The organism is Paenibacillus barengoltzii NBRC 101215 (assembly GCF_004000745.1).
GTDB lineage: Bacteria > Bacillota > Bacilli > Paenibacillales > Paenibacillaceae > Fontibacillus > Fontibacillus barengoltzii.
In genome coordinates, this window is the sequence record NZ_BILV01000090.1 from 1 (window position 1) to 24,363 (window position 24,363).

The following is a 24,363-nucleotide window of genomic DNA, read 5'->3' on the forward strand; positions in this document are numbered from 1 at the left end:
ACCTGAGAGACGCTATTGGGTCATTTCCCACAGATTTCCCAACGTAACGGACACAGCGGACGTTATTAAAGACTAAATGGAGTCACCGGTGCCGATTTCGCCCAAATAAGGACTTCTCGGTCCGTTACATCTCTCTAGGTCTGACCTCCAGGTTTATAACGCCTCCTAGGTCCGTTAGCGCACCAGCTTACAGCAAAAGCCCGGCCAAACCTGCAATCGCAGATTGGCCGGGCTTTTACCCGTCTCCCGGAACCCTCGGGAAATCGGGTCAAGCTTATTTTCAGGCGCTAAGCCTGCCTTCTATACAGTGAATTTCGACAACGACTCTTTCAAGCCAGCCGACACATTCTCCAGTTTGTTTGACAGCTGTACCAGTTGATCGCCGACCGTTTGCTGTTCGCTGGAGAGCGATGCAACCTCTTCGGACGTGGCGGACGATTGCTGTGCGACGGCACTGACGTTGCTCATCGCTTCCGACAAGACCGCTTGCGATTCGTTTAGCTGGTCGATGGAAGCCGTTACGGAATCCAGGTGACGCACGAAGCCTTCCATTTGTTGCTGCACAGATACGAAAATTTGGTTGGTTTCCTGCACCGATGCGATTTGCTCTTGGAAGATTGGGCTCGCCTCGGACAAGGTCTTCACCGTTTCATTCATCTCTTTCTGAATCGTATCTGTGATTTCGCCGACCATGGTGATCGACTGACGCGACTGATCGGCCAGTTGGCGAATTTCATCGGCAACGACCATAAATCCGCGGCCTGCAGCACCTGCGCGGGCTGCTTCAATCGTAGCATTAAGCGACAGGATATTCGTTTGCTGCGTAATGTTCTGCATGACATCAAGCACTTTCAAGACGGAGCCAGTGCTTGCTTTGAGCGAGTCGACCTTGGCGGTCAAAGCGTTGATCATTTCGACCGTCATATTGGTTTTCTCCATCAATCCGTTCAAATACTGAGTCCCTTGCTGACTGGACTTCTCCACCTGACGAGCCGAAATCTCCATCTCTTTGTTCGATTGGACAACGCGTTCCATTTGCCGGGAAATATTCTCGGTCAGCTCATTACCGCGTTCCGCTTCGTTAGCCAGGCTGGTTGCCCCGTTAGCGATTTCTTCAGTCGCCACGGCGATTTCTTTCGCAGACAACGCCGTTTTGTTCGACGCTTGTGTCAATTCAGCAGCCGTATCCAATACATCCTGTGCGGAGTTATTGGTTTGCTTAACGAGGGCTGTGATATTTTCCATCATCACATTAAAGCTTACTGCCAATTGACCAATTTCATCTTTCGATTTCGTGTTCATCCGAACGTTCAGATTCCCTTTGGAGCCTTCCTCCATCAGGTTTCTCAGCTTGCCCAGCGGATAAGCGATCATCCGAACCATCCATACCCCGATCAGAATGGCAATGATCGCAACCACGATCAGCGAGAAGATCGTAAACATCAGAATGCGATTTGCGCTCTTCGTCAGTTCAGCCGTATCGACGGTACCGATTAACTTCCAGCCGGACGACTGGGTGCTATAGGAAGCAAGGACAGCGTTGCCGTTGGCATCCTTCGTCCGGAAAGTACCCGAAGCCTCGGTGGCTTGTCCCATATCAAATTCGGACGGATTTCCTTGATCTCTTTCAACGGAAGAACCTACAACGATGTTATCTTGAGTCACCATTTGCAGCTTGGAGTTATTCCCCAGCTTAACCTCTTTCAAATAGCCGTCTAGGATTTCCAGGTTGATATCAGCAATCAGAATAAAGCGTTTCATGCTGTTAACGCTCTGTACCGAGCGAGCTAAACGGAAGACTTCCGTGCCCTTACCTTTCGATGGCACTTGCATCCATAAAGTTTTAGTGGCGCTGGTCAGATCTTTAAACCAGGCTTCTTCGCGCACGGTATCCAAGAACGTGACATCGGCACTGCCCGAAGTGACGTCGTCCACAATGTTGTCAGCCGACAACATGTAAACGGCGGAAACCCCCTTCGTGGAGAAGGTCAACGTATTCAGACGTGTTCTCATTTTGTTGGTTGCCGTAAACTTGTCATAATCCGAAATGTTCGCCAACGAAGCATCCATAATAGCATTTTGCATTTCATCGTCTAGGAACATTTGCTGCAGGTTTTCCTCATACTTCTGCATGACGATATCCAGCTTCTGCGAGGTTTGTACGATGGTCTGCAGGTTTGCTTGTTCTGCATTGTCTTGAATGGTTCCCTTCGCCATTTGGGACGACATAATCCCGATCGTTAGGACGAAGAACATGATTGCGACAAAGAAGATTAGGAACAACCGTACCCCTACTGCTTTCGCAGGGTTCAATTGTTTCGGCAGCTTGTCCAGGAAATTAGCCCATACAGCTTTGGTATCTCCCTTTGATTTTCCTCCTGGCTGAACCGACTTGGATTTCCGCTCTCCCTTTTGTTTCTTATCCTTCTTCTTGCTGTTGGTTTCTTGGTCCTCGTTCTTCGGAACCAGACTCATGTTGATCACCCACCACTCATAATAGTTGCAGACCTCAATTTTTAGGCTTGAGGTCGTACATAATGCTGTTGGTTGTTCACATTTCTCGTCAGCTACTCGAAATATTCGACAATTCCTGACGTTCTCCTCTATAATATCGGTTCAATATGTGGTGGATTTTAAATAATATTAACAAAAGTCACAAAAAAGGGCCTTTCGTCCTAGAAACGAACAGGCCCCAAAGCATATTGATTTTTTGATTACTTTCTTTTACGCATCATATCGAAATAGGAAACCGGTTGATCCACCTTCATTTGGACCCGCTGCAACGGGTGGCGGGCGGCATCCAATTCATTGCCTTCTTCGTCGTAGATGGTCCCCACCTTCTGCTTAAAGAACGTCCCGTTTGGACCAAAGAATTCGACTTCTTGTCCCGGTTTGAAGTGGTTGCGTTGCTGGATCGTTGCCATTCCTGTGGATTCATCATAAGCCATCACCAATCCAGCAAAATCATAAGGTGCTGCCTTCTCTTCCGGCTCGTAAATATGATCCTCATGATCTGGAGTATCGTAGAAAAATCCGGTATTCAGCGGCCGATTCGCCGCTTTGTTGATTTCTTCGATCCATTCCGGCTTCAAGACGTAATTGTCCGGATCCGCCATGTAGGCATCAATCGCTTGGCGATACACATTGACGACCGTCGCCACATAGTGGATGGATTTCATCCGACCTTCGATTTTGAAACTGTCGACTCCAACGTCAATAAGATCGGGAATATGCTCTATCATGCACAAGTCCTTCGACCCCATCGTGAAGGCATGATCGTTCTCCTCAAACATCGGCAGCTGAGTTACGCCCAAACGGAACTTCTCCAGTACTCTGCTATCGCGGGCTTCTTCCTCAGAAATCCATTCACTACCTGAACGGGCGTCCGTGAATAGATCGTATTTCCAACGGCAGGATTGGCAGCATCCCCCGCGGTTGGAGTCACGGTCGGTAAAGTGGTTGGACAGCACGCAGCGTCCCGAGAACGAAGAGCACATCGCTCCATGAATAAACGCCTCGATCTCGATGTCGACATGTCGTTTAATTTCCTCGATTTCCTCAAGGCTGGTTTCCCGTCCCAGAACGACCCGCGGCAAGCCTTGCTCTTTCCAGAATTGCACAGCCTGCCAGTTCACAGTAGATTGCTGGGTGCTCAGATGAACCTCCAGCTCGGGAACAACCCGTTTCGCCGTCTCGATAATCACCGGGTCAGCGACGATGATAGCAGCGATGCCAACCTCGTAAAGGTTCCGCAAATACTCCTCGATGCCGTCCAAATCCTCATTATGAGCATAGATATTCGTAGCGACAAACACCTTAGCGCCATATTTCTTGGCAAATTCCACGCCTTCCCGCATTTCTTCAAAGCTGAAATTATCTGCATTGGAACGAAGGCCATATTGTTGTCCCCCGATATACACGGCATCGGCGCCGTAATGGACAGCAAATTTCAGCTTCTCCAGATTGCCTGCCGGGGCAAGCAGCTCAGGTTTCGCCAGCCGATGACGTTTTCCCGTATATTTCGGGATATGCTTCTCCGCAGTTTGCATCTTCGTTCACCTCTCATCATTTTTTGGGTATTTAAATTTAAAATATAGGTCAAAAAGAAAACCCTACAACGCCTATCTCTTAATAAACTTGTTCCTTATAAAAGAAGCCAAACGACAGTTCGCGCTCCGGATCTTGGACCTCGCGAATCGCCTCAAGCCAGCTCTCATCAAGCTCATAGCCATCCGGATCGCGGGAATAGGCTTCGATCGCGTTATGATACGAAGCAATAATCACTTCGTTATAGGATACCGGCTTCAGCAACGTCTCAATTTTGAAGCTGTCGATGCCAGCCGCCATTAGCAGATGCAAATCCTCCAAGATGCAAATATCGTCTGAACTCATAATATGCGTTCCGTTCACATCTTCGAAGATTGGAAACTTCTCATCCGGCCGCTCAGCCTCGATCAGAAACAGCCCGCGACTCATTCCCAGGTTGCTGTCCGGATCAACCGGCCGTCCTTGAGATACCATATAGCTATGCACCAAGCGTCGTTTCGAGTGATAAATATTGGTCATTCCGTGCACCTGAACTTCCGCTTCGATGTTCAGTTTTGAAGGCATCGCGGTGATCTCGTCCATATTCAGCTCCCGAGCCAGCACAACTCGGGAAGCTCCCTTCGTTCCCCAATAGTTCGCAGTGGCATAGTTGGTGGAGGTCATCTCCGCATTCCAATGCAGCTTCAATTGAGGTGCCACAGTACGCACCGTTTGAAGCACCGCCGGATCGCCGAATTCAACGGCATCGACGCCGCACTCCGCTAACTGTTTTACATACTCAGGTAACCCTTCGAGCATGTCATTTGTCATCAAGTTATTCAAGCTAACATAAATTTTAGCTCCATACTCACGCGCTACCTTCACCGCCTCAGCGATGTCTTGGGGCGTCATATCACCAGGGAGGCGCATCCCATAGCGAGCTTCGCCAACCAGCGCCGCGTCAGCCCCCGCCGCAAAATAGCGCTTCAGTTCTTCCAGCGAACCGGCAGGAACCAACAGTTCCGGTTTTTTACTCATGTTGATACTACCACCTTTAAAAGGTTGTTCAAAACATGATCTACATTTTGAACTTCCACCTTATTCATTGATTGGCCATCGCCTTGCTTGTTTCGATGTTCTTTAAGTGTTCCTTATAGGTTTTGGCGAACAGGTGCTCCCCGCTGCCATCTTTTTTCGTCACATAGAAAAGATAGTCCGAGGCTTTCGGCTCAAGCGCTGCTTCGATCGATTTGAGGCTTGGCGCCGCGATAGGTCCCGGAGGCAGTCCTTCATACAAATAAGTATTATAAGGGCTGTCCACGCTTCGCAAATCCGCATTGAGCAAGCGTTCCTTTGGTTTATCCAGCACATATTGCACCGTAGCGTCGATTTCCAGCTTCATGCCGTCCTTAAGCCGATTATAGATGACACCGGCCACGAGCGGCCGTTCACGATCCACAACCACTTCCCGCTCAACCAGTGAAGCGATCGTCATCAGCTCATTGAACGTAAGGCTGCGAGCCTGCAGCTTTTGTTCAAAATCAGGGATTTTGTCAATCCGGGTACGGGTTTCCTGCAACATTCGGGCAATGATGTCCTGCTCGTTGCTGCCTTTCTTCAGCTCATAAGTTTCCGGGAACAAATACCCTTCCAGCCGGTAGGTCAACCGCTCGTCCGTCGGGATTTGCGATAACAGCTCATCGTTCAGACCCGCGGCATCCTTCGCCAGCTTCAAAAATACAGCCTGATCCACTAAGCCTTCCTCCGCCAGCTTGTCAGCCATTTGTTTAACGGTGAAGCCTTCAGGAATCGTAAACCGAATCATCTCGGCCTTCACGACGTCGCCGCTGTTCAGCTTAGCGATAATCTCGTCATATGTGATGCCTGGCTGCATTTCATAGGTTCCAGCCTGAAACCGGCTTCCTTCCGACTTCCATTTTAAATAGGAAACGAACAAAAAGGAATTTTTAATTAGTCCCTCGTTTTCCAGCAACTTCGCGATATGCGCCGTTCCCGTTCCCGGTTCGATCGTAATCTTGACCGGCTGTTCCTTCGCTTCAACCGGGAGCATGCTGGTGTACACATAAAATCCGGCCGCCCCTGCCCCGATCATCACGATCAGCAGCAGAACAGCCAGCCATTTCAGCGCTTTCCTCAAACCGCCTTCCCCCTTAACAGCCAAAAAGAGCGGAAATCTCCCGCTCTTCCCGGACTGATCTATCGTGCTCTTGCAACGCCCTTCCCGTTACTCTGGAAAGGTCAATTCATCGTATAGCTCAGAGACGTTCTCCCATTCCTCGTCGTCATCAATTGTCACCAGTTCCAGCTCATCGCCGTTCGTCACGATTTTGAAAATCTCCGGCTCATCATCCTTGGACGCGTCCTCCGGCAATAATACCGCATAGGCCGCTCCGGCGACGTCAAATTCCTCAACGACTTGATAATAGGAGACATTGCCCGATTCGTCCTCAAGTTCTACGACTGGGCCAAATGTGTCGCGAACCCGCGACGTCATGACTGCTTGGTCTGCTGTAAATTCAGTCATTGCCCATCTTCTCCATCAAACTCGTCGATCAACGTATTAAAGGTCTCCTCGACGATTTCCCATTCTTCGTCGCTTTCAATTGTGTACAGCTTCAGGTCATCGCCGTCTTCCTCGTAACGGAACGCGTATACCTCTTCGCTCTCTTCATCTTCATTCCCATCGGAATCCAAAGGAACGACCATCATATACTTGGCGTCCGAACCGTCGACTTCGAATTTCATAATCACTTCGAACTCTTCTTCATTGCCCTCATCATCGGGGATATAAATAATTTCCGGTTCTTCTTCATTTCCGATACGATCTTTAGACATACGCGATCACCCTCACTTTATACTCTTAGAGTCCAAATAATTTTGCAAAATCAAGCTGGCAGCCATCTTGTCGACGACACCCTTGCGTTTCTTCCGGCTGACATCCGCATCCAGCAACGTACGCTGCGCAGACACGGTAGTCAGCCGTTCATCCCAGAGATGCACGGGCAGATTCAGCTTCGCCCGAAGATCCTCGGCAAACGCCATGCATATTTCTCCACGGGGACCAATCGTACCGTTCATATTCTTGGGCAGCCCCACAACGATTTCTTCCACCTCGTGCTGCTTCACAAGCTCGGCAATGCGCTCAAATTCGCTGCCTTCCTTGCGGCGCTCGATGGTTTCGAGCCCTTGGGCGGTCCACCCTAAGCTGTCGCTCACAGCCACTCCGATCCGCCGGTCCCCGTAGTCTAGGCCCATGATTTTCATGTATTGCTCCTTTAAAATGCGGATTCACCGCGTATCCGTTCTTGAGAAGGTTCGCTGCCATCAACGGTGATTCGCCATGTAAAAGCGCACCAACTCTTCGATCAGCTCGTCGCGTTCCTTCTTGCGAACCAAGCTTCTCGCATTGTTATGACGCGGGATATAGGCCGGGTCCCCCGATAACAGATATCCGACGATCTGGTTAACCGGATTATACTCCTTCTCCTGTAAAGCCTGATAAACCGTAAGAAGAATCTCCTGCGCCGACGCTTCTAGTTCATCGCCTTTGACGTTAAATTTGACGGTTTTATCCATGGAGTCCATGATGACACCTCGCTTCTTCGACATACGCCTTTATGATCGCAGCTATTTTCCTCTTAGCCTAATCATACTATACCATATCATGGGTTCCATAAGGAAATTTTCAGTGATCTGCCCCGTCAAATTTTCACCACCTTCTCAGGCTTGGGAAGCAATCCACTCCGCTGCTACTTTTAATGCTTCGTCCAGCTTGCTGGCATCCTTGCCTCCGGCCTGGGCCATATCCGGACGACCGCCGCCTCCGCCGCCGCATACCGCTGCAACTTCCTTAACGAGCTTGCCGGCATGCAATCCGCGAGCCACTTCTTCCTTCGGAACTACGACGACAAAATTCACTTTGTCTTCGTTTGGCGCGCCCAACACCAGCACAGCATCCGGCAATTTCACCTTCAGCTCGTCAGCCAGCGTGCGCAACGCATCCATGCTTCCGGCTTGCACGCGCGCAGCCAACAGCTTGGTTTGACCCACGCTCACCACTTGGCTCGTCAATTCACCAGCTTCGATCACGCTCAGCTTGCTTTGCAGCGATTCGTTCTCACGGCTCAGTTCCTTAAGCTGCTGGAACAATCCTTCCACGCGTTTCGGCACATCGTTGACGTTGGCTTTCAGCAGACCAGCTGCTTGCTTCAACAGGTCCAGCTGTCCATCCATAAACAGATATGCGCCGCGTCCGGTCACAGCTTCGATCCGGCGCACCCCGGAACCAATGCCGCTTTCGCTGACGATTTTGAACAAGCCGATCTCCGCCGAATTGTTCACGTGACAGCCGCCGCAAAGCTCCAAGCTATAGTCGCCAACCTTGACGACGCGAACGATGTCCCCGTACTTCTCACCGAACAGCGCCATCGCCCCCATCGCTTTCGCTTCATCGATTGGCTTCAGCGAGGTAGTTACAGGCAAGGCATTCCAAATCTGTTCATTGACGCGGCGTTCGATTTCCGCGAGTTCCTCCGGCGAGATGCTGCCGAGGTGAGAGAAGTCGAAGCGCAGGCGTTGTGGTTCAACGAGGGAACCAGCTTGGTTCACGTGTTCGCCAAGCGTCTCCTTCAACGCCTTATGCAACAGGTGAGTTGCCGTATGGTTCTTTACTGTGTGGCTGCGTTGTTCACGGTCTACGGAAGCGGTAACTTCGGCGCCAACCCGCAGTTCACCGGTCTTCACCGTGACTTGATGCACATGCTGCCCATGAGGAGCTTTAAACAAGCCCTCCACATCGGCGCTAGCGGAGTCGCTATGAATCGTCCCTTGGTCGCTGACCTGGCCGCCGCTTTCCGCATAGAACGGCGTAGAAGCCAGAATCACTTGACCCGATTGGCCCTCGCTCAAGGAATCCGCAAAAGCGTCATCAACCACAATCGCTACAATGCTAGTGGTAACTTCAAGCTCATTATATCCAACGAATTCGGTTTTAGTCGTAAAATCCGCCAAAACGCCGCCCTGCACCTTCATGCTGCCGCTATCGTGGCGGGCTGCCCGGGCGCGTTCACGCTGTTCTTCCATGGCGGCTTCAAAGCCTTCGCGATCTACGCTAAGCCCTTGCTCCGCTGCGAAATCCTCGGTCAAATCCAGCGGGAAGCCGTAAGTATCGTACAGCTTAAACGCATCAGCCCCGCTGATCTGCGTGCGGCCTTGCGCTTTCGCTTCAGCACTGATATCGGCCAGAATCGCCAAGCCATCACTCAATGTTTCATGGAAGCGTTCCTCTTCCGTGCGGATGACTTTCTCGATAAACTCACGTTTGGTAACTACATCCGGATAGTAGGTGCCCATGATGTCGCCAACCGTCTCTACCAAGCTGAACATAAAAGGTTTGTCCAATCCGATCAGCTTGCCATAACGTACCGCCCGGCGCAACAGGCGGCGGATGACATAACCGCGGCCTTCGTTCGAAGGCAGAACGCCGTCAGCTACCGCAAAGGTCACCGTACGGATATGGTCAGCAATTACCTTAAGTGCCACGTCACTGTCCTCAGCAGCGCCGTAAGTTACACCAGCCAAGCTGGCGGTCTTTTGGATAATCGGTTGGAACAAGTCGGTATCGAAGTTGGAGTTCACGTCCTGCAAAATCGACGCAAACCGCTCAAGTCCGGCACCGGTATCGATGTTTTTATTCGGAAGCGGCGTGTAGCTGCCGTCCTTGTTGTGGTTGAATTGTGAGAACACCAGGTTCCACACTTCCAGGAACCGTTCATTCTCCCCGCCTGGATAACATTCCGGATCCGATAGATCGCCGTAAGCGTCGCCGCGGTCATAGAAAATTTCCGTACAAGGTCCGCAAGGCCCTTCCCCGATATCCCAGAAGTTATCCTCCAGCTTAATGATGCGTTCTGCAGGAATGCCGATTTTTTCATTCCACAGTTTAAATGCTTCTTCATCCTCAGGATATACGGTAACCGACAGGCGATCTGGATCAAAACCGATCCATTTCTTATCCGTCAGGAATTCCCAAGCCCAAGTAATCGCTTCTTCCTTAAAATAGTCCCCAATTGAAAAGTTCCCCAACATCTCAAAAAACGTATGGTGCCGGCGCGTCTTCCCGACATTTTCGATATCGTTCGTGCGAATACACTTTTGCGAGTTGGCAAGGCGCGGATTTTCCGGCTTGACCCGCCCGTCGAAATACGGCTTCAGCGGTGCCATCCCAGCATTGATCCACAGGAGCGAAGGATCGTTATGCGGGACGAGCGAAGCGCTAGGTTCGATTTTATGGCCTTTGCTGGCGAAGAACTCCAGCCATTTGGAACGGATTTCACTTGCTTTCATCGTCTCTTGACCTCCTAATTGTTCCTCTAAAAATAAAAACGCCCCTGAAAATCAGGGACGATTCAAATCGCGGTACCACCCTGGTTATCGCTTCCGATTGCGGCTGGACCGTTGTCCGCCGGATTCTAAAGCGATCGCCTCGTTGGTCCGATAACGGGGACCTGCCGGTGAATTTGTAGTCCACACTCCGAAATTAGCTTTCCGTTCGCGCGAGATTTCAGGTTCTCTCAGCCACCGCCTCAGCCCCCATGCGGGACGCCAACTGCAGCGGAACCCTTCTCTGGCAAATCCGCTTGTCGAACGTACTGGATTTCATCAACGTTTTGAAAATTTTCACATAACATTTTAAGTATATAAGGCGAGGAACGCCGTGTCAATGCAACTTGTCCGCCTGAATCACATCGCTTTGCGGCGAACATAGTAGGCATAGAAATGCTGAATAACCACCTTCACCACGGCAAAAAACGGAACCGCCAATATCAGACCGGGCACCCCTGCCAACTCCCCGCCAATAAGAAGCGCCAAAATGATCAGCATGGGGTGCATATGTAAGCTCCGTCCCACCACCTGCGGAGAAATGACGTTGCTTTCGATCGTTTGGCACAACATGTTGACGAGCAGGACCAGCAGGACCATTTTCCAAGAAATCGTCGTCGCCATAACCAAGGCCGGAGCCGCCCCGAGAAATGGCCCCAGGTAAGGGATGATGTTGCACAGAGCAACCACTCCTGCCAGCAACAGCGCAAACGGCATGCCGATGAGCATATAGCCGATGTAGGCGAGCACACCGATAATAACGCATACCAGCAATTGCCCCCGGACATAGTTCCCTAAGGCCATATCGATTTCCTTAAGCAGCGTTAGGATCGACTTGCGCCGGGAGCGCGGCAAGTACTGCAGAATCAGCCGCTCAATCAGCTCGATATCCTTCAGCATGTAGAAGATCAGGAACGGGATAATAAACGCATTAAACACAACGCCAATCGTTGTTCCGATATTGTCCAGAAAACCGGAAATGGCGCTGGCCAACCGGTTTTCAAATTGATAAAACCAATTGTTCATGCCCATGCGGATGCTCCCTGGCAAAATCCCGTTGTCCCATCGATTCATCATTTGCTGGGTATGAAACGTAAGCTCCGGCAAATGCTCGCCCAGCTCCTCCAGTTGTTCAACGAACATCGGAATCACATTCATCAGCACCACGGATAGGCCAGTCAGAAATACCGCATAAATCAGCAGCACGGCCATCGTCCGCGGCACCTTCCGCCCATTAAGCATCCGAACGATCGGATTTAAGACATAAGAAATAATGATGGCGATGACAAACGGGGCGAAAACCGCCTTCAAAAATCGATAGACAAGGGCAAACATCGGCCGCAGCTGCCACACAAAAAACAGGATCACCAGCCCCAACAACAGCCAAACGCCATATCGAAACAGCTTGCTTTGGGTGATCGGGATCAGCGCTTGCTTCTGCTCTTCCCGCTCTTGTTGCTCGTTTGGTGCAGTTTGCGTTTGCTCCATCTGCTGCTTGCGTGCTTGCTCCCTCTGTTCATTGGCTCCCATCGATGTTACGCCCCTCCCTGCTTCACACAGCGAAATACTCGTATAGATTAGTATTTGTCAGTGGAGGTAAATTTATGAGGGGAGTTGATCGCGACTGCCGGGTCGCATGCTCCAAAAGGACCTGAGAGGCGTTATTCGGTCATTTCCCGACCATTTCCCGATGTAACGGACCCAGCGGTCGTTATATAGCCAAAAATGCAGCCAACCGGAACAACTTCGCTGGAATAAGGTCATCTCCGTCCGTTAGATATCAAAGGTTCGGTTTTCGCGACCAATAACGCCTCCCGGGTCCGTTAGCCGGGCGTGCAAACCGAAACAGCCCGGACGCATCTAGTACTACAGATGTGTCCGGGCTGCTACAAGCCTTCAAGCAGGGAAATAACGTCAGCGGATCACCCTACTATTTGCCGCTCAGCGGCCCTTCAACTCCTCATAATGTGCCAGCACCGCTTGATGGATGGGGTGCTCGGCGTCGAGGCCGGTGTATTTGGCCAGGGTCTTTGAAGCACCAACTTCGCGCAGCGACGCTTGCAGCTCCGCGGCTTCCGGATCGTCCGGAACATCGAAACAGAGCGCCATCGCCATCGTCAACGCCAGGTACCCGTATCCAAATTCCCGTTCATACGCCTGCGTTGCCGGGGAGACCAGCCGATCGCCGGCGGACAGCTTGCGGATCGGTGAACGGCCAACCCGCGAAACCTCGTCCGTCAACGCCGGATTGGCGAAGCGCTCCAGAATCGTATCGATATATGCCTGATGCTCGGCTGGCGAAAATCCATGTTTCGCCACAAGCACCGCCCCGGTCTCCGAGAGGACGGCGCGCACATGCTGGACGACTTTTTGATCATTCATCGCTTCCTGAATCGTCGCATGGCCCTGCAAATATCCCATATAAGCGGCCGAGCAATGGCCGGTATTTACAGTAAACAACTTGCGTTCGATATACGGCTCCAATCGGTCAACATAGTGGACGCCTTCAACCCGATGGAAGCCTTCAAACATTTGCGATTGGTCAACCGCCCATTCATAAAATGGCTCGACCACAACCTGCAGCGGATTCTCATGCTGCTGCAACGGAACGATCCGGTCAACCGCCGCATCCGGGAACGCCACATGATCGTCCGCCCACTGCCGCGTAGCTTCATCTAATTGGGCGTAAACATGCTCTTTGAGTTGGGAGCTGCCGCCGATGGCGTTCTCGCAGGCAATGATATGCAGCGGGGCGGCTGCGGCGCCATCTTTCCGCAGGGTGAGCCCTTGGGCGATTGTACCGGCGATATGCTTCAAGATGTTTACACCCACCGCCGTCGTCACCAAATCAGCCTCCGCAATCGCCTGAGCAGCCGCAGCGGGATCACTCATGCTGTTAATCGCCGTTACGCCTCTAACCATCACGGTCTCTTGCTGATCGCTGGCCAAGGTAACAGGGTATTCCTTACGCTGGGCCAGCTCCGAAACTAGCTTCTCGTTCACATCAACAAAGCATACCTCGTAACCGGAACGAGACAACAGCAACCCGATAAATCCTCTGCCGATATTCCCTGCGCCAAAATGGACCGCCTTCATCCTTCCATGCCCCCTTCGAGGATTTCCGCGATTTCTTCTTCCGTCTTTGCATTCATAATTCGTTCCAGATTAGACTCGTCTGTGAACACCATCGCAACATTCGTCAGGACCTCCATGTGATCCCCGCCGGCTGCAGCGATGCCAATTACGATAAAGGCTGGCTCATCCCCGCCAAAATCAACACCTTCCGGGAAGCGGACAACCGACAGGCCGGTTGAGGAAATCATGCCTTTGGCTTCTTTCGTCCCGTGCGGGATCGCCAGACCTCCACCCATATAAGTGGAGACGATCTCTTCACGCTCGATCATTTTGTCCACATATTCTTCCGTCACGTGACCTGCGTCGACCAGCAGCTTTCCTGCCATACGAATGGCTTCATATTTATCGTTTGCCTTGCCGTTCAAAATAATTTTCTCTTTAGACAGTATTTTCATGATTGTTCTCTCCCTTTCCACGGATTATCCTATCTTCTTTTAGTTACAAATTCTCAAAATAAACCAGCAGCTCGGTCGCCAAAAAATTTCGGATCTCCTGACGTTCTCCGGTTTCCAGCAGCTCTACCAACTCCGGCTTAAGCAGCAAGGCGCTGATTTCGCTGAGCACTTCCAAGCTCTCGCGAGACAACTCTCGCGGCGCGAGCATAAATAGCAATGCGCTAACTTCTGTATCCCCGTCCAGCACCACAGGTTCTTCCAAACGGAACAACGCCAGTGAACGGTAATTCACAAACCGGGTTCGTGTATGAAATAGCGCCAGCGACGTGCCCGGAATGACCTGACTGGCCATCTTCTCCCGTTCCAACAAACGGTCGGTTACGGCCTGCACATCGGATATAGCGTGCTTCAGCTGCCACTCCTTCGGCTCAAGTCTAGCGGGACCGGACGGTGGGACGAATCGTTGATTCATTTCCTCCAAAGCCGTCGAAACCGTCTCCCGTAAGGAGAGCCCTCGATTATTTAAATCACGGACGTCAAATTGCTCCAGAAGACTGACAACCTCGTTCAGTGACACCGACAAGGACCGTACCTTGTCAAATGCCCTGGTTTTCGTGGACTCCGGCTCAGGTGTCACCTTACGAGATTTTAATACGGTACGCTGGACGTATTCGAGCAATCGCTCAGTGTCCTCATCTGTTAATAACGGACTTAGCTTTACGTAACGATCCTCTGGAAGAGGCAAATCAATCGTCGAGATGATTAAGTCGTAATCCGATTCAGGAAGCCGCTTCGCCTCGTACCAAGATACATTGCCCAGCACTTCGATTTGCGGCATTTCTTTGGCAAGCCGCGTGGCCAGCAGCTTGGAGGAGCTTAGCCCGCTGGAGCAGACGAGAATCGCCCGCATGTTAAGACCAAGCTGGTTTAGACGCTCCATAGAGGCTCCGAAATGCATCACCAAGAAGCCAATCTCTTCGTCCGGAACCTCCAGGCCAGCCACACTTTCGTTCATCGCCTCACGTACGATGCCAAACAACTCATCGTAATCTTTGCGAATGGCGCCCAGCAATGGGTTGCGGATGCGGGAGCCTTCGCGGATGCGTTTGAAAGCCGGGCCCATATGCTCCAGCAGACCGTTCCGGAGCAGTCGATCTTCCTGAAACGGAATGCCGGTGCGCTTCACGACGTTCTCAGTCAACCGATATACCGTCTCAACCAACTCGATATCCGCTTGGACGAGCTCGGGGGAAGCTTCTTTCGCCCGGCTGAACAAGCTATTCATATAAGCCAGTTCCTCCGGCGGAAACGTAAGCTCCAGCTTCTCGGCCAAACGGGAAGCAAAGCGAGCCGTTTCGGTTTCATCCTGCTCCCCGCCCCCGGCGGTAGACTTGTTATTTTTACCTGAGCATTGGACTAACCTTCCTGCCTTCATCCGATTCACTGAAACGGAGAGACGAATAAGCAGCTGGGTATAGGCATTCTCGGACAAATGCTCCGTCCAGCTCCAATTCATCGCCCACAACGTGTTTTCGATCGTCATGAGGTGATCCGTCCCAACGACCTCAAGCAATCTGGCGGTGGCGGAGGAGACCTGGTTTTCTGGCGTGCCTCCAATCAAGTCAGAGTAATCCAAGTGCTCGACCGCCAGTTGGCATAATGCCGCGCGTTTCTGCTGTTCCTCGCCAAGCAACTCCACGCCGTAACCGCGGCGCCGAACCAGTTCCAGTCCAAAGCGGGTGAACCAGGGCTCCAGTTCATCCAAATCGCTGCTGACCGTTGCTACCGTTACCTTTAAGCCATGGGCCAGCGTAAACAGCTTACACGGCTCCTGCTCCTCAAGCAAACGGCAGATCAGCAAAAGATGTCGCTCTTCAATGGAATAGTCGCTGGCATTATCAACCAGCAGCAATCGCTTGGCCTCTTGCAGCTTCTCGCCCTCCTCGCTATCTTCGGGGTTGCTCCAGACCGAGATTCCGGTGCCGGATTTCCGGTGCAGGACTAAGTCGAAATAGGCTAATATTTTTTCAATCTCGTCCAGTTCCCGGTGAACCGTTCTGACGCTGACGTTGATTTCCGCAGCGATTTCCGCAGCGGTCATCCCGTGCTTGCGTCCAAGGAGGAGAACGAGGATTTGCTTTTGTCGTGCGGTCATTTTCCGCATATCAAGTCTCTCCTAATATAGACGCAAAACACCGGCGACAAAATCGCCAGTGTTCTGCCCCCGCATCGTAACTGGCGTTGCTTAGCCTTTCAAACGCTCAACCAGTTCATCGTATTTGGGACTTTTCAGGAAATTATCAATGGAGATATGTTCGGCGTCCGGTTTGTTGGCGATCGCGCGATCCGTCAGCGTTTTTTGCGTAATAACGATGTCGGCATCGCTTGGGATTTCGCTGACTGCCGAGTTCACAACCGTCACCTTCACGCCGGCGTCCTGCATTTTCTTTCTCAGAACGGAGGCACCCATCGCACTGGACCCCATACCGGCGTCACAAGCGAACACGATTTTGTTCACCACTTGCTTCTTCACTCCGCCTGCTGCAGCAGGAGCTGCCGCGTCGGATTTTGCACCTGCAGCTTTCATTTCTTTCATTTTCGCTGAAGCTTCAGCCAGATCCATTTCCTCATCCGTTTGTTTACCCGTTTTGAGCAGCAGCGACGCAACGAGGAACGAAACGACTGCCGCAACAATGACGCCGCTTAACATTGGAATGTAACCGCCTTTTGGCGTCATCAGGAAGTAAGCAAAAATACTACCCGGAGAAGGAGAACCTACAAGACCTGCACCGGTCAATTGGAACGTAAACGTACCAGCCACGCCGCCAGCCATTGCAGCCAACACCAGAATCGGTTTCATCAAGATATACGGGAAGTAAATCTCATGAATCCCGCCCAGGAAGTGAATGACAACCGCACCTGGAGCCGATTGTTTCGCCATGCCGCGACCAAAGATCCAGTAAGCCAGCAGGATCCCAAGACCTGGGCCCGGGTTCGATTCGAGCATAAACAGCATCGATTTGCCTACTCGAAGTGCTTCTTCCGCAGCAATTGGCGTAATGACACCGTGGTTGATCGCATTGTTCAAGAACAAGACTTTACCTGGTTCAATAATCAGGTTGACCAGAGGCAGCAATTTGGCGTCCACCAGGAAGTCAACACCCGAAGACAACGCTTTACTGATGGCGGTTACGACTGGGCCAACGCCAGCGTATGCCCCGAGTGCCATCGCACCGCCTAGAATCCCAATCGAGAAGTTGTTGACCAGCATTTCGAAGCCGGACTTAATTTTCCCCTCGACCAGTTTGTCGAACTGCTTAATAACCCACGCAGACAATGGGCCAACGATCATGGCGCCAAGGAACATCGGAATGTCGCTGCCGACGATAACGCCCATTGTCACAATCGCTGCTGTCACTGCCCCCCGTTTGCCGTGGATCATTTGCCCACCGGTGTAGCCGATGAGGAGTGGCAGCAAATATTTGATCATAGGATCGACGAGTTGACCGAGATATTCGTTCGGAATCCAACCGGTCGGGATAAATAATGCGGTAATGAGCCCCCATGCGATAAACGCGCCGATATTCGGCATTACCATACCGCTGAGCGCACGGCCGAACTGCTGAACCTTCACTCGGGCTCCGCCGGTTCCTGCAGACGGCTGTTTGGATTGTGCTGTAGCCATAAAGAGTAACCCCCTTATAAAGATGCACGGATGAACAACAATTTGCTTGTTGGCTTACCGTGTTTCTACCCTCATCCTAATTCAAAGCGCTTTCTAACTCAATCAAATCAAAACACGGTTTCGTCATGATTATTGTTGTCAACATTTGAAGAGTGATTCCCTCCAAAAATAAAAAAGCTGCCCCTTCGATCTTAAAAGGGACAGCTTGTGCATCTTTACAGCCTCACCGGAATATATTTTTACGAGGAAGCGTGCATTTCCGAGAAATCCTGTACCATTTCCTCGCCGAAGAACAGATCATCCAGAGAACTGAGCGTTCCGTCTTCTTCTACTTGGTATACGGACATTTTGTCGCCGTTTACCGTTAATTCGATAAAGCAACCCCAGCAATAGAACTGGTGGGAGCCGATCTTCCCAATATCCTTGGAATTGCAATTTGGACATTTCATCATAGAACCATCACCTATCCATCCACATAAAAATTCACGGCTTTTCAAGCAGCTGTTCGCTGCCCAGGGGCACCATGATCGCGTTTTCCCCTCGGGTCATTTCCGGCATAAATGGCAGCAGCTTGCGCCCTTCCATCAGATCGGTGAAAAACCCGTCGCTAATTTCAATTCCAGTAATTGTATTTCCCAATTCGTGTTCAAAATAAACATCCGTTACATGGCCTAGACGTATTCCGTCTTCAGTCAGGACAGGCAGTTCTTTTAATTTTCCATTTCCCGTTAAGAAGGTATTCTGTATATTCTCGGCTCTCCACTTGCGGACAGCCTGTTGATTGCAGATCATCACGGCATCTTCACCGTAAGCCACGATATCTTCCCATCGCACGGCCTTGACACTGGAATTCCAAAACAATCGATTCTCCAGTTGGATGCCGACGATCGACCAATTAAGGTCCAGGAGGATGTCAACGACTTTCCCGACCTTCTTGCCATGCTCCACATCATAGACGGTCAGGCCGATCATTTCTTGCATTCTCATGTTGGAATGGACACTCCCTGTTTGGGCATCTCATGTGAATCCCGAAAAAAACGATCCTCCCCTCCGCAAAAGCTAAATTGAGCCCAAAAATATGCCCATTATTTTCTTCTACGGAGACGTTCCAGGATGGTTCCAATTTTTTCGGCGATTTCGTAAATTTCTTCCCTAGTATTACCCATTCCGACGCTAAATCGAATCGCAGAACGCAAAAAACTTTCCGGAAGATGCATCGCTTCCAGCACATGAGACGGCTCCAACGATCCCGAAGTGCATGCAGAACCGCTGGAGGCAGCAATGCCCTCCATATCCAAATTCATCAGCATCGTCTCCGAATCTACCTCCGGGAAGCTGATGTTGATGATATGCGGCAGCCGATGCGTCGGATGGCCGTTGACATGGAACGCCTCGCGAGTAATCCGCTCCGCCAGTGCGGACAGCAACTCTCGGATCAACTCCTCATCGTGGGCGACGCGCGCCTCCCGCTCCGCCGCAGCCAATTCCACGGCTTTGGCAAAACCTGCGATGCCGGCCATATTTTCCGTGCCTGCCCGGCGCTTGCGCTCCTGCAACCCGCCGTGTTGCATCGGCTCCAGCACCAGATCCTTCCGTACATACAAAGCCCCAACGCCTTGCGGTCCGTTGATTTTATGCGACGAGAAGCTCATCAAGTCGACCGGCAGATCCCGACAGGAGATCGGCAATGCGCCGAGCGCCTGCACAGCATCGACATGAAACACAATTCCCCGCTCCCGTGCAATCTCACCGATTTCAGCAATCGGCTGAATCGTGCCTACCTCATTATTACCATACATCACACTAATCAAGATCGTATCGGGGCGGATAGCCTCCCGCACTTGCTCCGGATGCACCTGTCCATAACGATCCACAGGCAAATAGGTCACTTCAAACCCATCCTTCTCCAAGCGCTCGCAGGAGTGAAGTACCGCATGATGCTCGATCGAGGTCGTAATGATATGGCTTCCTTCTGCTTTCCGAGCGTACGCCGTGCCAAACAACGCCAAGTTATCGCTCTCCGTTCCGCCGCCCGTAAACACCAGCTCATCCGGACGGCAGCCGATGTGCTTAGCAACTGTATCTCGCGCCCCGTTCACCAAGCGTTTGGCCTCTCGACCGTAATAATGAACGCTGGAGGCGTTGCCAAATTGCTCTCGCATCACCTTCAGCATCGTTTCCGCAACCTCCGGATGGATCGGCGTGGAAGCGGCATGATCTATGTAAATGTGCTTCATGGCTCTCACCTTGTCCCAGAACTTTTTTTGATAAAACGTAAATGACCGCCCCGGAGTCGGGACGGTTACCGAATTGTTCGTTGATTGTATCTTATCTCATTGTTGATGGCAAGTCGGTTTACAAATTAAATGTAGAACATGTAATTTTCTTTGGTTCCTTGTTCCTCGAAGTTCACCAGATTCTCCAGCGTTGTCGAATCTAGCACTTCAGCGATGCTGTCGCGGATACGCAGCCACAAATCGCGTTTGGCCGGATCGTCTTCCTCGGTGAAATCCACCGGAGAAATCGGCCCTTCCAATACGCGAATGATGTCTCCCGCCGTAATTTCACTAGCTTCTTTGGATAGAATATAACCGCCGTAAGCACCGCGTACGCTCTTCACCAGACCTGCGTTACGCAGCGGCGCGATTAATTGCTCCAGATAATGCTCGGATAATTGGTTTTTCTCGGCGATGCTTTTCAGAGAAGTTGGCCCTTCGCCGTATTTAGCGGCCAGCTCCATCATAATCGTCAATCCGTAGCGTCCTTTTGTCGAAATCTTCAAAGAAGGCACCTCTTTCAATTTTCAAATAAACTTTATATAATTGATCCTTGATCCTTAAAAGAACAGTATCAGGCCATTCGCCGCGTTCTTCTGCGACAATTGCGCCCAAATCCGGGGATTCCTCCCTATTCCTATCTTTACCCTGTGCTTATCGTAACATATCATATGTGTTTTGGGAAATAAAGCGACAATTGTGGTAAAATAAACGACGAGCGACTCGCCGCTCAAAGGAGTGATAATGATGGCTAAGCCTAACAGCGAAACCCGCGTCGTCGTCGGCATGTCTGGCGGCGTCGATTCCTCGGTGACGGCACTCCTGCTGAAGCAGCAGGGCTATGACGTCATCGGCATATTTATGAAGAACTGGGACGATACCGACGAGTTCGGTTACTGCACCGCGGAAGCGGATGCTGAAGACGTTCGCCGCGTCTGCGAGCAGATCGATATCCCTTACTATACCGTGAACTTCGAGAAGCAATATTACGATAAAGTATTTGCCTACTTCCTCGAAGAATATAAGCGGGGCCGGACTCCTAACCCGGATGTGATGTGTAACCGGGAGATCAAGTTTGGCGAATTTTTGAACAAAGCGCTGGACCTCGGCGCAGATTACGTAGCGACCGGGCACTATGCCCGGGTCGTGGAAGAGAACGGGACGTTCAAGTTGCTGCGCGGAGTAGACAGCAATAAGGATCAAACGTATTTCCTCAACGCCCTGAATCAGGACCAATTGTCCAAAGCGATGTTCCCGATCGGCCACCTGCCGAAGCCGGAGGTACGGCGGATCGCCGAAGAAGCCGGCCTCTATACCGCGAAGAAGAAGGACAGCACCGGCGTCTGCTTTATCGGCGAACGGAATTTCAAAGAGTTTCTGAGCAACTACTTGCCTGCCCAATCCGGCGATATGATCGACATCGTCACCGGTGAGGTTAAGGGCCGTCACGATGGCCTGATGTACTATACGCTGGGTCAACGTCAAGGCTTGGGTATCGGCGGCTCCGGTACCGGCGAACCTTGGTTCGTGGCGGATAAGGATCTGGAGCGCAACATTTTGTATGTTGTGCAAGGCGACAAGCACCCAAGCTTGTACTCGACGTCGCTGATTGCTTCCGGCGTTAACTGGATCGCTGGCGCAGACAAAATGCCGGAGGGGCCGTACAAGTGCACGGCGAAATTCCGGTATCGTCAGCCCGATCAAGGTGTGACGCTGACGAAGCAACCAGACGGCACGGTACATGTCGCATTTGATGAACCGCAAAAAGCGATCACCCCAGGCCAAGCCGTCGTGTTCTACCAAGGCGAAGAATGCCTCGGCGGCGGCACGATCGAAGCCCCGGTGAAGCTGCGGACCGAGATTCCGGCTGTACAAGCCTAACCATAAAGAAGAGCCCCGCGTCAGTGAATGACGTGGGGCATCTTTTTTATGCAGAACCGGGCGCATGCATCTTGGTTTGCGAGCATTTTACCTTCCCTCGCCTCGCACCTTCCCTCTTACCTGCCGCTTCTGCGCCGCAGCTCCTGGTTATGCTTGATCTTTACCTCGTTCCCTTGCTCCGTGGCATGGTAGAACGTTCGGCCGGACAATCGCTTCGGCAGATACTCCTGCTGTACATAATGCCCAGGGTAATCATGCGGGTACTTGTAACCTTCGTGCCCAAGCTTCGCCGCTCCCTTGTAATGGGTATCTCGCAAATGGAGAGGTACTTCGGCGGATTTGACCTCTTCAATCGCCGCCATGGCGTTCCCAATCGCTTCAACCACCGCGTTGGATTTTGGACTTTCGACCGCAAACAAGATCGCCTGGACAATATTCAGCCGTGCTTCCGGCCAGCCATTGTTGCGGTAAGCCTCCAAGGCGCTGACGGCCTGTACCATCGCCTGCGGGTTGGCCAGGCCAATATCCTCGCTGCTGGCAGCGATCAACCGGCGGATGAATGTCATCGGGTCCATTCCCAGCTTCTCAACCGCGTACAGGAACCAGAACACCGCCGCATCGCTGGAGCCGCGAATCGATTTATGAAACGCGGACAGCACATCGTATTGCGTGGACTCGTCCGCTTTGACGAGCGGCCGGCGGATCGATTCCTCCGCCACTTCGAGCGTAATGTGCACCGTCCCGTCCGATTGCGGGGGCGTGGTCATCGCCGCCAGCTCCAGCGCATTCAGCGCACGCCGAATATCTCCGTTCGCCATCGCAGCGATGTGCAGCAGCGCCTCCTCGTCAACCTGCAGCGGCATAAAGCCCAGCCCCTTCTCTTTGTCGGCCAAGGCCCGCCGCATCGCGATCAGCGAGTGCTCCTTCGTCAGCGGCTCCAGCTGGAACAGCGTGGAGCGGCTCATCAACGCGCCGTTAACGTAGTGGAACGGATTTTCCGTCGTTGCCCCGATAAAGATGATCGTGCCTTTTTCCACCGCCGGTAGTAATGCGTCCTGTCTCGAGCTGTTAAATCGATGGACCTCGTCCAGGAACAGAATCGTTTTGGTGCCGTAAAAAGCTTTGTCGTTCTGCGCCTTTTCAATCACCTCACGCACATCCTTCACCGACGCATCCACCGCGTTGAGCCGGACGAACTCCGCCTTCGTCTGATTGGAAATAATGTGGGCGAGCGTCGTTTTGCCGCAGCCGGGAGGACCGTACAGTAAAATCGACGAGACCTGGTCCGCTTCAATCGCCCGCCGCAGCAGCTTGCCCGGGCCGACAATATGTTCTTGTCCGATATATTCATCCAGCGAGGTCGGCCGCATCCGGTCCGCCAGCAACCGCCCCGCCGGGCTTTGCTCTTGATTGAAAGAAAACAAATCCACCTTCAAGTCACTTCCTTGATCGTTAGCATGATAATCCGGATACATGGAATGATACCAAACTTATTCTAGCATACCTGACGTAAAAAACACTTATAGTTGTTCTTTCGCTTTTCCTGCGGCCGGAAATATGAGTTAATATAGATGTCGGGCCGACGAATCACGGGAAAGGGGGCTGATCGAAGTGATTTCAGTGAGTGAGGTGGCTGTCGCGTAACGCGGCACCACAATAAAACGGGGGGCTGGGAACAGCCTCCCTTATTTAGGTTTAACGATTCCTGTGTTAAGATAGATCCAGTTAAAACTAAATTTTGTCTTTATTTAAAGTCAAAGTCGTTTGTTCTACACCAAGAAGGTTGGAACAAGCGGTACCAATACTCAATGGAAAGGGGGAAGCGAGCATGTTGACTTATATCGTAACAGCAATCCAGGACGGAGCACGAAATAAGGAGGTACATGATCGTGAATTACAAAAATGGAAAGGATGTTCTTCCCCCTAGGCTGCTGAAGGAGCTCCAAACGTATATTCAGGGTGAGCTGCTTTACATTCCCAAGCCGGAACGGTCAAGGGCGTTATGGGGAGAACTGAGCGGTTCCCGCCACTCGATTGCTAAACGGAACGAAGAGATTTTTCGCTTGTACCGCGCCGGGAGCACGGTACGGGATTTAGCCGAAAGATTTCACCTCTCCGATGAAAGCATCCGCAAAATTTTAACCAAAATGCGCAGCCTCAGGCAACCCGCAACCGTGTCCGAGTAACGCCAACCCGGGGAACAACATCCTAATCCAAATCACAATCCTGATCCTAAACCCTAAGCCAGGACCGGCCGGTCTTGGCTTTATTTCTATAGATTCAGGTATAATGGAGTCATATCCTACTTCGAGCCTATACCAAACTGAGGTGACCCCCTTGACGCAACAGCAACCTGAACCTAACTCAACTTCCGCGAATGCGATGAAAATATGCGCCTATTGCGGCGAAGCCAAGCCGCTGGGCGAATTCCTGCGCCGCACCGGCAAGCGCTCCGGCAAAGGCTCACGCCGGGGCGCTTGCCGCAGCTGCCGCGCGCTGCGCAAGCGGCAGCAGGCTGCCCAGGCTCAGGCCGCGTTGCCGCGGGCTGCGGCCGCTGAGCCCG

At 51.8% G+C, this 24,363-nt stretch carries 21 protein-coding genes and 1 pseudogene; 3 read left to right on the forward strand and 19 right to left on the reverse strand.

What is annotated here, in order from left to right:
• Positions 1-300: 300 nt before the first annotated feature.
• The 18 genes from PBA01S_RS19720 to cymR form a co-directional block, all read right to left on the reverse strand.
• Positions 301-2,475 carry a methyl-accepting chemotaxis protein gene (locus tag PBA01S_RS19720; protein ID WP_028539904.1) on the reverse strand — a complete coding sequence of 725 codons (2,175 nt, stop codon included), beginning with the start codon at positions 2,473-2,475 and terminating at the stop codon, positions 301-303.
• Between the two features lie 239 nt (positions 2,476-2,714).
• Complete coding sequence (locus PBA01S_RS19725) at positions 2,715-4,049, reverse strand: peptidase U32 family protein (protein ID WP_028539905.1); 1,335 nt, start codon at positions 4,047-4,049, stop codon at positions 2,715-2,717.
• 79 nt (positions 4,050-4,128) lie between these two features.
• The gene (locus PBA01S_RS19730; RefSeq protein WP_028539906.1) at positions 4,129-5,064 is read right to left on the reverse strand and encodes a peptidase U32 family protein; all 936 of its coding nucleotides are present in this window, start codon (positions 5,062-5,064) and stop codon (positions 4,129-4,131) included.
• A 64-nt stretch (positions 5,065-5,128) separates the two neighbouring features.
• Positions 5,129-6,184, reverse strand: a complete 1,056-nt coding sequence (gene mltG / locus PBA01S_RS19735; RefSeq protein ID WP_028539907.1) for an endolytic transglycosylase MltG — start codon at positions 6,182-6,184, stop codon at positions 5,129-5,131.
• 87 nt (positions 6,185-6,271) lie between these two features.
• A complete protein-coding gene (locus PBA01S_RS19740) occupies positions 6,272-6,571 on the reverse strand; it encodes a DUF1292 domain-containing protein (protein WP_028539908.1) in 300 nt (99 codons plus the stop codon).
• The gene (locus PBA01S_RS19745) at positions 6,568-6,882 is read right to left on the reverse strand and encodes a DUF1292 domain-containing protein (RefSeq protein ID WP_016311193.1); all 315 of its coding nucleotides are present in this window, start codon (positions 6,880-6,882) and stop codon (positions 6,568-6,570) included. Before PBA01S_RS19745 ends, PBA01S_RS19740 begins: the two co-directional genes overlap by 4 nt.
• A gap of 12 nt (positions 6,883-6,894) precedes the next feature.
• The gene (gene ruvX / locus PBA01S_RS19750) at positions 6,895-7,311 is read right to left on the reverse strand and encodes a Holliday junction resolvase RuvX (RefSeq protein ID WP_009224381.1); all 417 of its coding nucleotides are present in this window, start codon (positions 7,309-7,311) and stop codon (positions 6,895-6,897) included.
• A 60-nt stretch (positions 7,312-7,371) separates the two neighbouring features.
• A complete protein-coding gene (locus PBA01S_RS19755; RefSeq protein ID WP_016311191.1) occupies positions 7,372-7,632 on the reverse strand; it encodes an IreB family regulatory phosphoprotein in 261 nt (86 codons plus the stop codon).
• A gap of 135 nt (positions 7,633-7,767) precedes the next feature.
• Positions 7,768-10,392 (reverse strand): alanine--tRNA ligase, encoded by a 2,625-nt coding sequence (alaS, locus tag PBA01S_RS19760; RefSeq protein ID WP_028539909.1) that lies wholly within the window; start codon positions 10,390-10,392, stop codon positions 7,768-7,770.
• Positions 10,393-10,788: 396 nt separating this feature from the next.
• Complete coding sequence (locus tag PBA01S_RS19765; protein WP_371859554.1) at positions 10,789-11,958, reverse strand: AI-2E family transporter; 1,170 nt, start codon at positions 11,956-11,958, stop codon at positions 10,789-10,791.
• A gap of 411 nt (positions 11,959-12,369) precedes the next feature.
• Positions 12,370-13,524 carry a mannitol-1-phosphate 5-dehydrogenase gene (locus PBA01S_RS19770; protein ID WP_127576580.1) on the reverse strand — a complete coding sequence of 385 codons (1,155 nt, stop codon included), beginning with the start codon at positions 13,522-13,524 and terminating at the stop codon, positions 12,370-12,372.
• Entirely contained in the window at positions 13,521-13,958 is a 438-nt protein-coding gene (locus PBA01S_RS19775) for a PTS mannitol transporter subunit IIA (protein WP_085170340.1), read from the reverse strand. Before PBA01S_RS19775 ends, PBA01S_RS19770 begins: the two co-directional genes overlap by 4 nt.
• 43 nt (positions 13,959-14,001) lie before the next feature.
• On the reverse strand, positions 14,002-16,122 hold the full coding sequence (locus PBA01S_RS19780; protein ID WP_085170341.1) for a BglG family transcription antiterminator: 2,121 nt from the start codon (positions 16,120-16,122) through the stop codon (positions 14,002-14,004).
• Between the two features lie 81 nt (positions 16,123-16,203).
• Positions 16,204-17,643, reverse strand: a complete 1,440-nt coding sequence (locus tag PBA01S_RS19785) for a PTS mannitol transporter subunit IIBC (RefSeq protein WP_085170342.1) — start codon at positions 17,641-17,643, stop codon at positions 16,204-16,206.
• Positions 17,644-17,882: 239 nt separating this feature from the next.
• Entirely contained in the window at positions 17,883-18,092 is a 210-nt protein-coding gene (locus PBA01S_RS19790; protein ID WP_028539913.1) for a YrzR-like zinc ribbon domain, read from the reverse strand.
• Positions 18,093-18,126: 34 nt separating this feature from the next.
• The gene (locus PBA01S_RS19795) at positions 18,127-18,630 is read right to left on the reverse strand and encodes a PRC-barrel domain-containing protein (protein WP_028539914.1); all 504 of its coding nucleotides are present in this window, start codon (positions 18,628-18,630) and stop codon (positions 18,127-18,129) included.
• Positions 18,631-18,728: 98 nt separating this feature from the next.
• The gene (locus tag PBA01S_RS19800; protein WP_127576581.1) at positions 18,729-19,880 is read right to left on the reverse strand and encodes a cysteine desulfurase family protein; all 1,152 of its coding nucleotides are present in this window, start codon (positions 19,878-19,880) and stop codon (positions 18,729-18,731) included.
• A 125-nt stretch (positions 19,881-20,005) separates the two neighbouring features.
• Positions 20,006-20,425 (reverse strand): cysteine metabolism transcriptional regulator CymR, encoded by a 420-nt coding sequence (gene cymR, locus PBA01S_RS19805; RefSeq protein WP_016311180.1) that lies wholly within the window; start codon positions 20,423-20,425, stop codon positions 20,006-20,008.
• Positions 20,426-20,666: 241 nt separating this feature from the next.
• Between cymR and mnmA the strand changes: the two genes are divergently transcribed.
• Positions 20,667-21,800 carry a tRNA 2-thiouridine(34) synthase MnmA gene (gene mnmA, locus PBA01S_RS19810; protein WP_028539916.1) on the forward strand — a complete coding sequence of 378 codons (1,134 nt, stop codon included), beginning with the start codon at positions 20,667-20,669 and terminating at the stop codon, positions 21,798-21,800.
• Positions 21,801-21,916: 116 nt separating this feature from the next.
• On the opposite strand, the gene PBA01S_RS19815 is transcribed toward mnmA, so the two are convergent.
• Entirely contained in the window at positions 21,917-23,230 is a 1,314-nt protein-coding gene (locus PBA01S_RS19815) for a replication-associated recombination protein A (protein ID WP_028539917.1), read from the reverse strand.
• 453 nt (positions 23,231-23,683) lie between these two features.
• On the opposite strand from PBA01S_RS19815, the gene PBA01S_RS19820 reads away from it, so the two are divergent.
• Both PBA01S_RS19820 and PBA01S_RS19825 read left to right on the forward strand, forming a co-directional pair.
• Positions 23,684-23,986, forward strand: a complete 303-nt coding sequence (locus tag PBA01S_RS19820) for a CD3324 family protein (RefSeq protein ID WP_371859555.1) — start codon at positions 23,684-23,686, stop codon at positions 23,984-23,986.
• Between the two features lie 151 nt (positions 23,987-24,137).
• Positions 24,138-24,363: pseudogene (locus PBA01S_RS19825) on the forward strand (HNH endonuclease); the annotation flags it as partial.

Excerpts from the sequence above, each read along its gene's own strand:
- PBA01S_RS19720 (WP_028539904.1), bottom strand. The coding sequence starts at position 2,475 with ATGAGTCTGGTTCCGAAGAACGAGGACCAAGAAACCAACAGCAAGAAG.
- PBA01S_RS19725 (WP_028539905.1), bottom strand. The coding sequence starts at position 4,049 with ATGCAAACTGCGGAGAAGCATATCCCGAAATATACGGGAAAACGTCAT.
- PBA01S_RS19730 (WP_028539906.1), bottom strand. The coding sequence starts at position 5,064 with ATGAGTAAAAAACCGGAACTGTTGGTTCCTGCCGGTTCGCTGGAAGAA.
- PBA01S_RS19740 (WP_028539908.1), bottom strand. The coding sequence starts at position 6,571 with ATGACTGAATTTACAGCAGACCAAGCAGTCATGACGTCGCGGGTTCGC.
- PBA01S_RS19745 (WP_016311193.1), bottom strand. The coding sequence starts at position 6,882 with ATGTCTAAAGATCGTATCGGAAATGAAGAAGAACCGGAAATTATTTAT.
- ruvX (WP_009224381.1), bottom strand. The coding sequence starts at position 7,311 with ATGAAAATCATGGGCCTAGACTACGGGGACCGGCGGATCGGAGTGGCT.
- PBA01S_RS19755 (WP_016311191.1), bottom strand. The coding sequence starts at position 7,632 with ATGGACTCCATGGATAAAACCGTCAAATTTAACGTCAAAGGCGATGAA.
- alaS (WP_028539909.1), bottom strand. The coding sequence starts at position 10,392 with ATGAAAGCAAGTGAAATCCGTTCCAAATGGCTGGAGTTCTTCGCCAGC.
- PBA01S_RS19765 (WP_371859554.1), bottom strand. The coding sequence starts at position 11,958 with ATGGGAGCCAATGAACAGAGGGAGCAAGCACGCAAGCAGCAGATGGAG.
- PBA01S_RS19770 (WP_127576580.1), bottom strand. The coding sequence starts at position 13,524 with ATGAAGGCGGTCCATTTTGGCGCAGGGAATATCGGCAGAGGATTTATC.
- PBA01S_RS19775 (WP_085170340.1), bottom strand. The coding sequence starts at position 13,958 with ATGAAAATACTGTCTAAAGAGAAAATTATTTTGAACGGCAAGGCAAAC.
- PBA01S_RS19780 (WP_085170341.1), bottom strand. The coding sequence starts at position 16,122 with ATGCGGAAAATGACCGCACGACAAAAGCAAATCCTCGTTCTCCTCCTT.
- PBA01S_RS19785 (WP_085170342.1), bottom strand. The coding sequence starts at position 17,643 with ATGGCTACAGCACAATCCAAACAGCCGTCTGCAGGAACCGGCGGAGCC.
- PBA01S_RS19790 (WP_028539913.1), bottom strand. The coding sequence starts at position 18,092 with ATGAAATGTCCAAATTGCAATTCCAAGGATATTGGGAAGATCGGCTCC.
- PBA01S_RS19795 (WP_028539914.1), bottom strand. The coding sequence starts at position 18,630 with ATGAGAATGCAAGAAATGATCGGCCTGACCGTCTATGATGTGGAGCAT.
- PBA01S_RS19800 (WP_127576581.1), bottom strand. The coding sequence starts at position 19,880 with ATGAAGCACATTTACATAGATCATGCCGCTTCCACGCCGATCCATCCG.
- mnmA (WP_028539916.1), top strand. The coding sequence starts at position 20,667 with ATGGCTAAGCCTAACAGCGAAACCCGCGTCGTCGTCGGCATGTCTGGC.
- PBA01S_RS19820 (WP_371859555.1), top strand. The coding sequence starts at position 23,684 with ATGATCGTGAATTACAAAAATGGAAAGGATGTTCTTCCCCCTAGGCTG.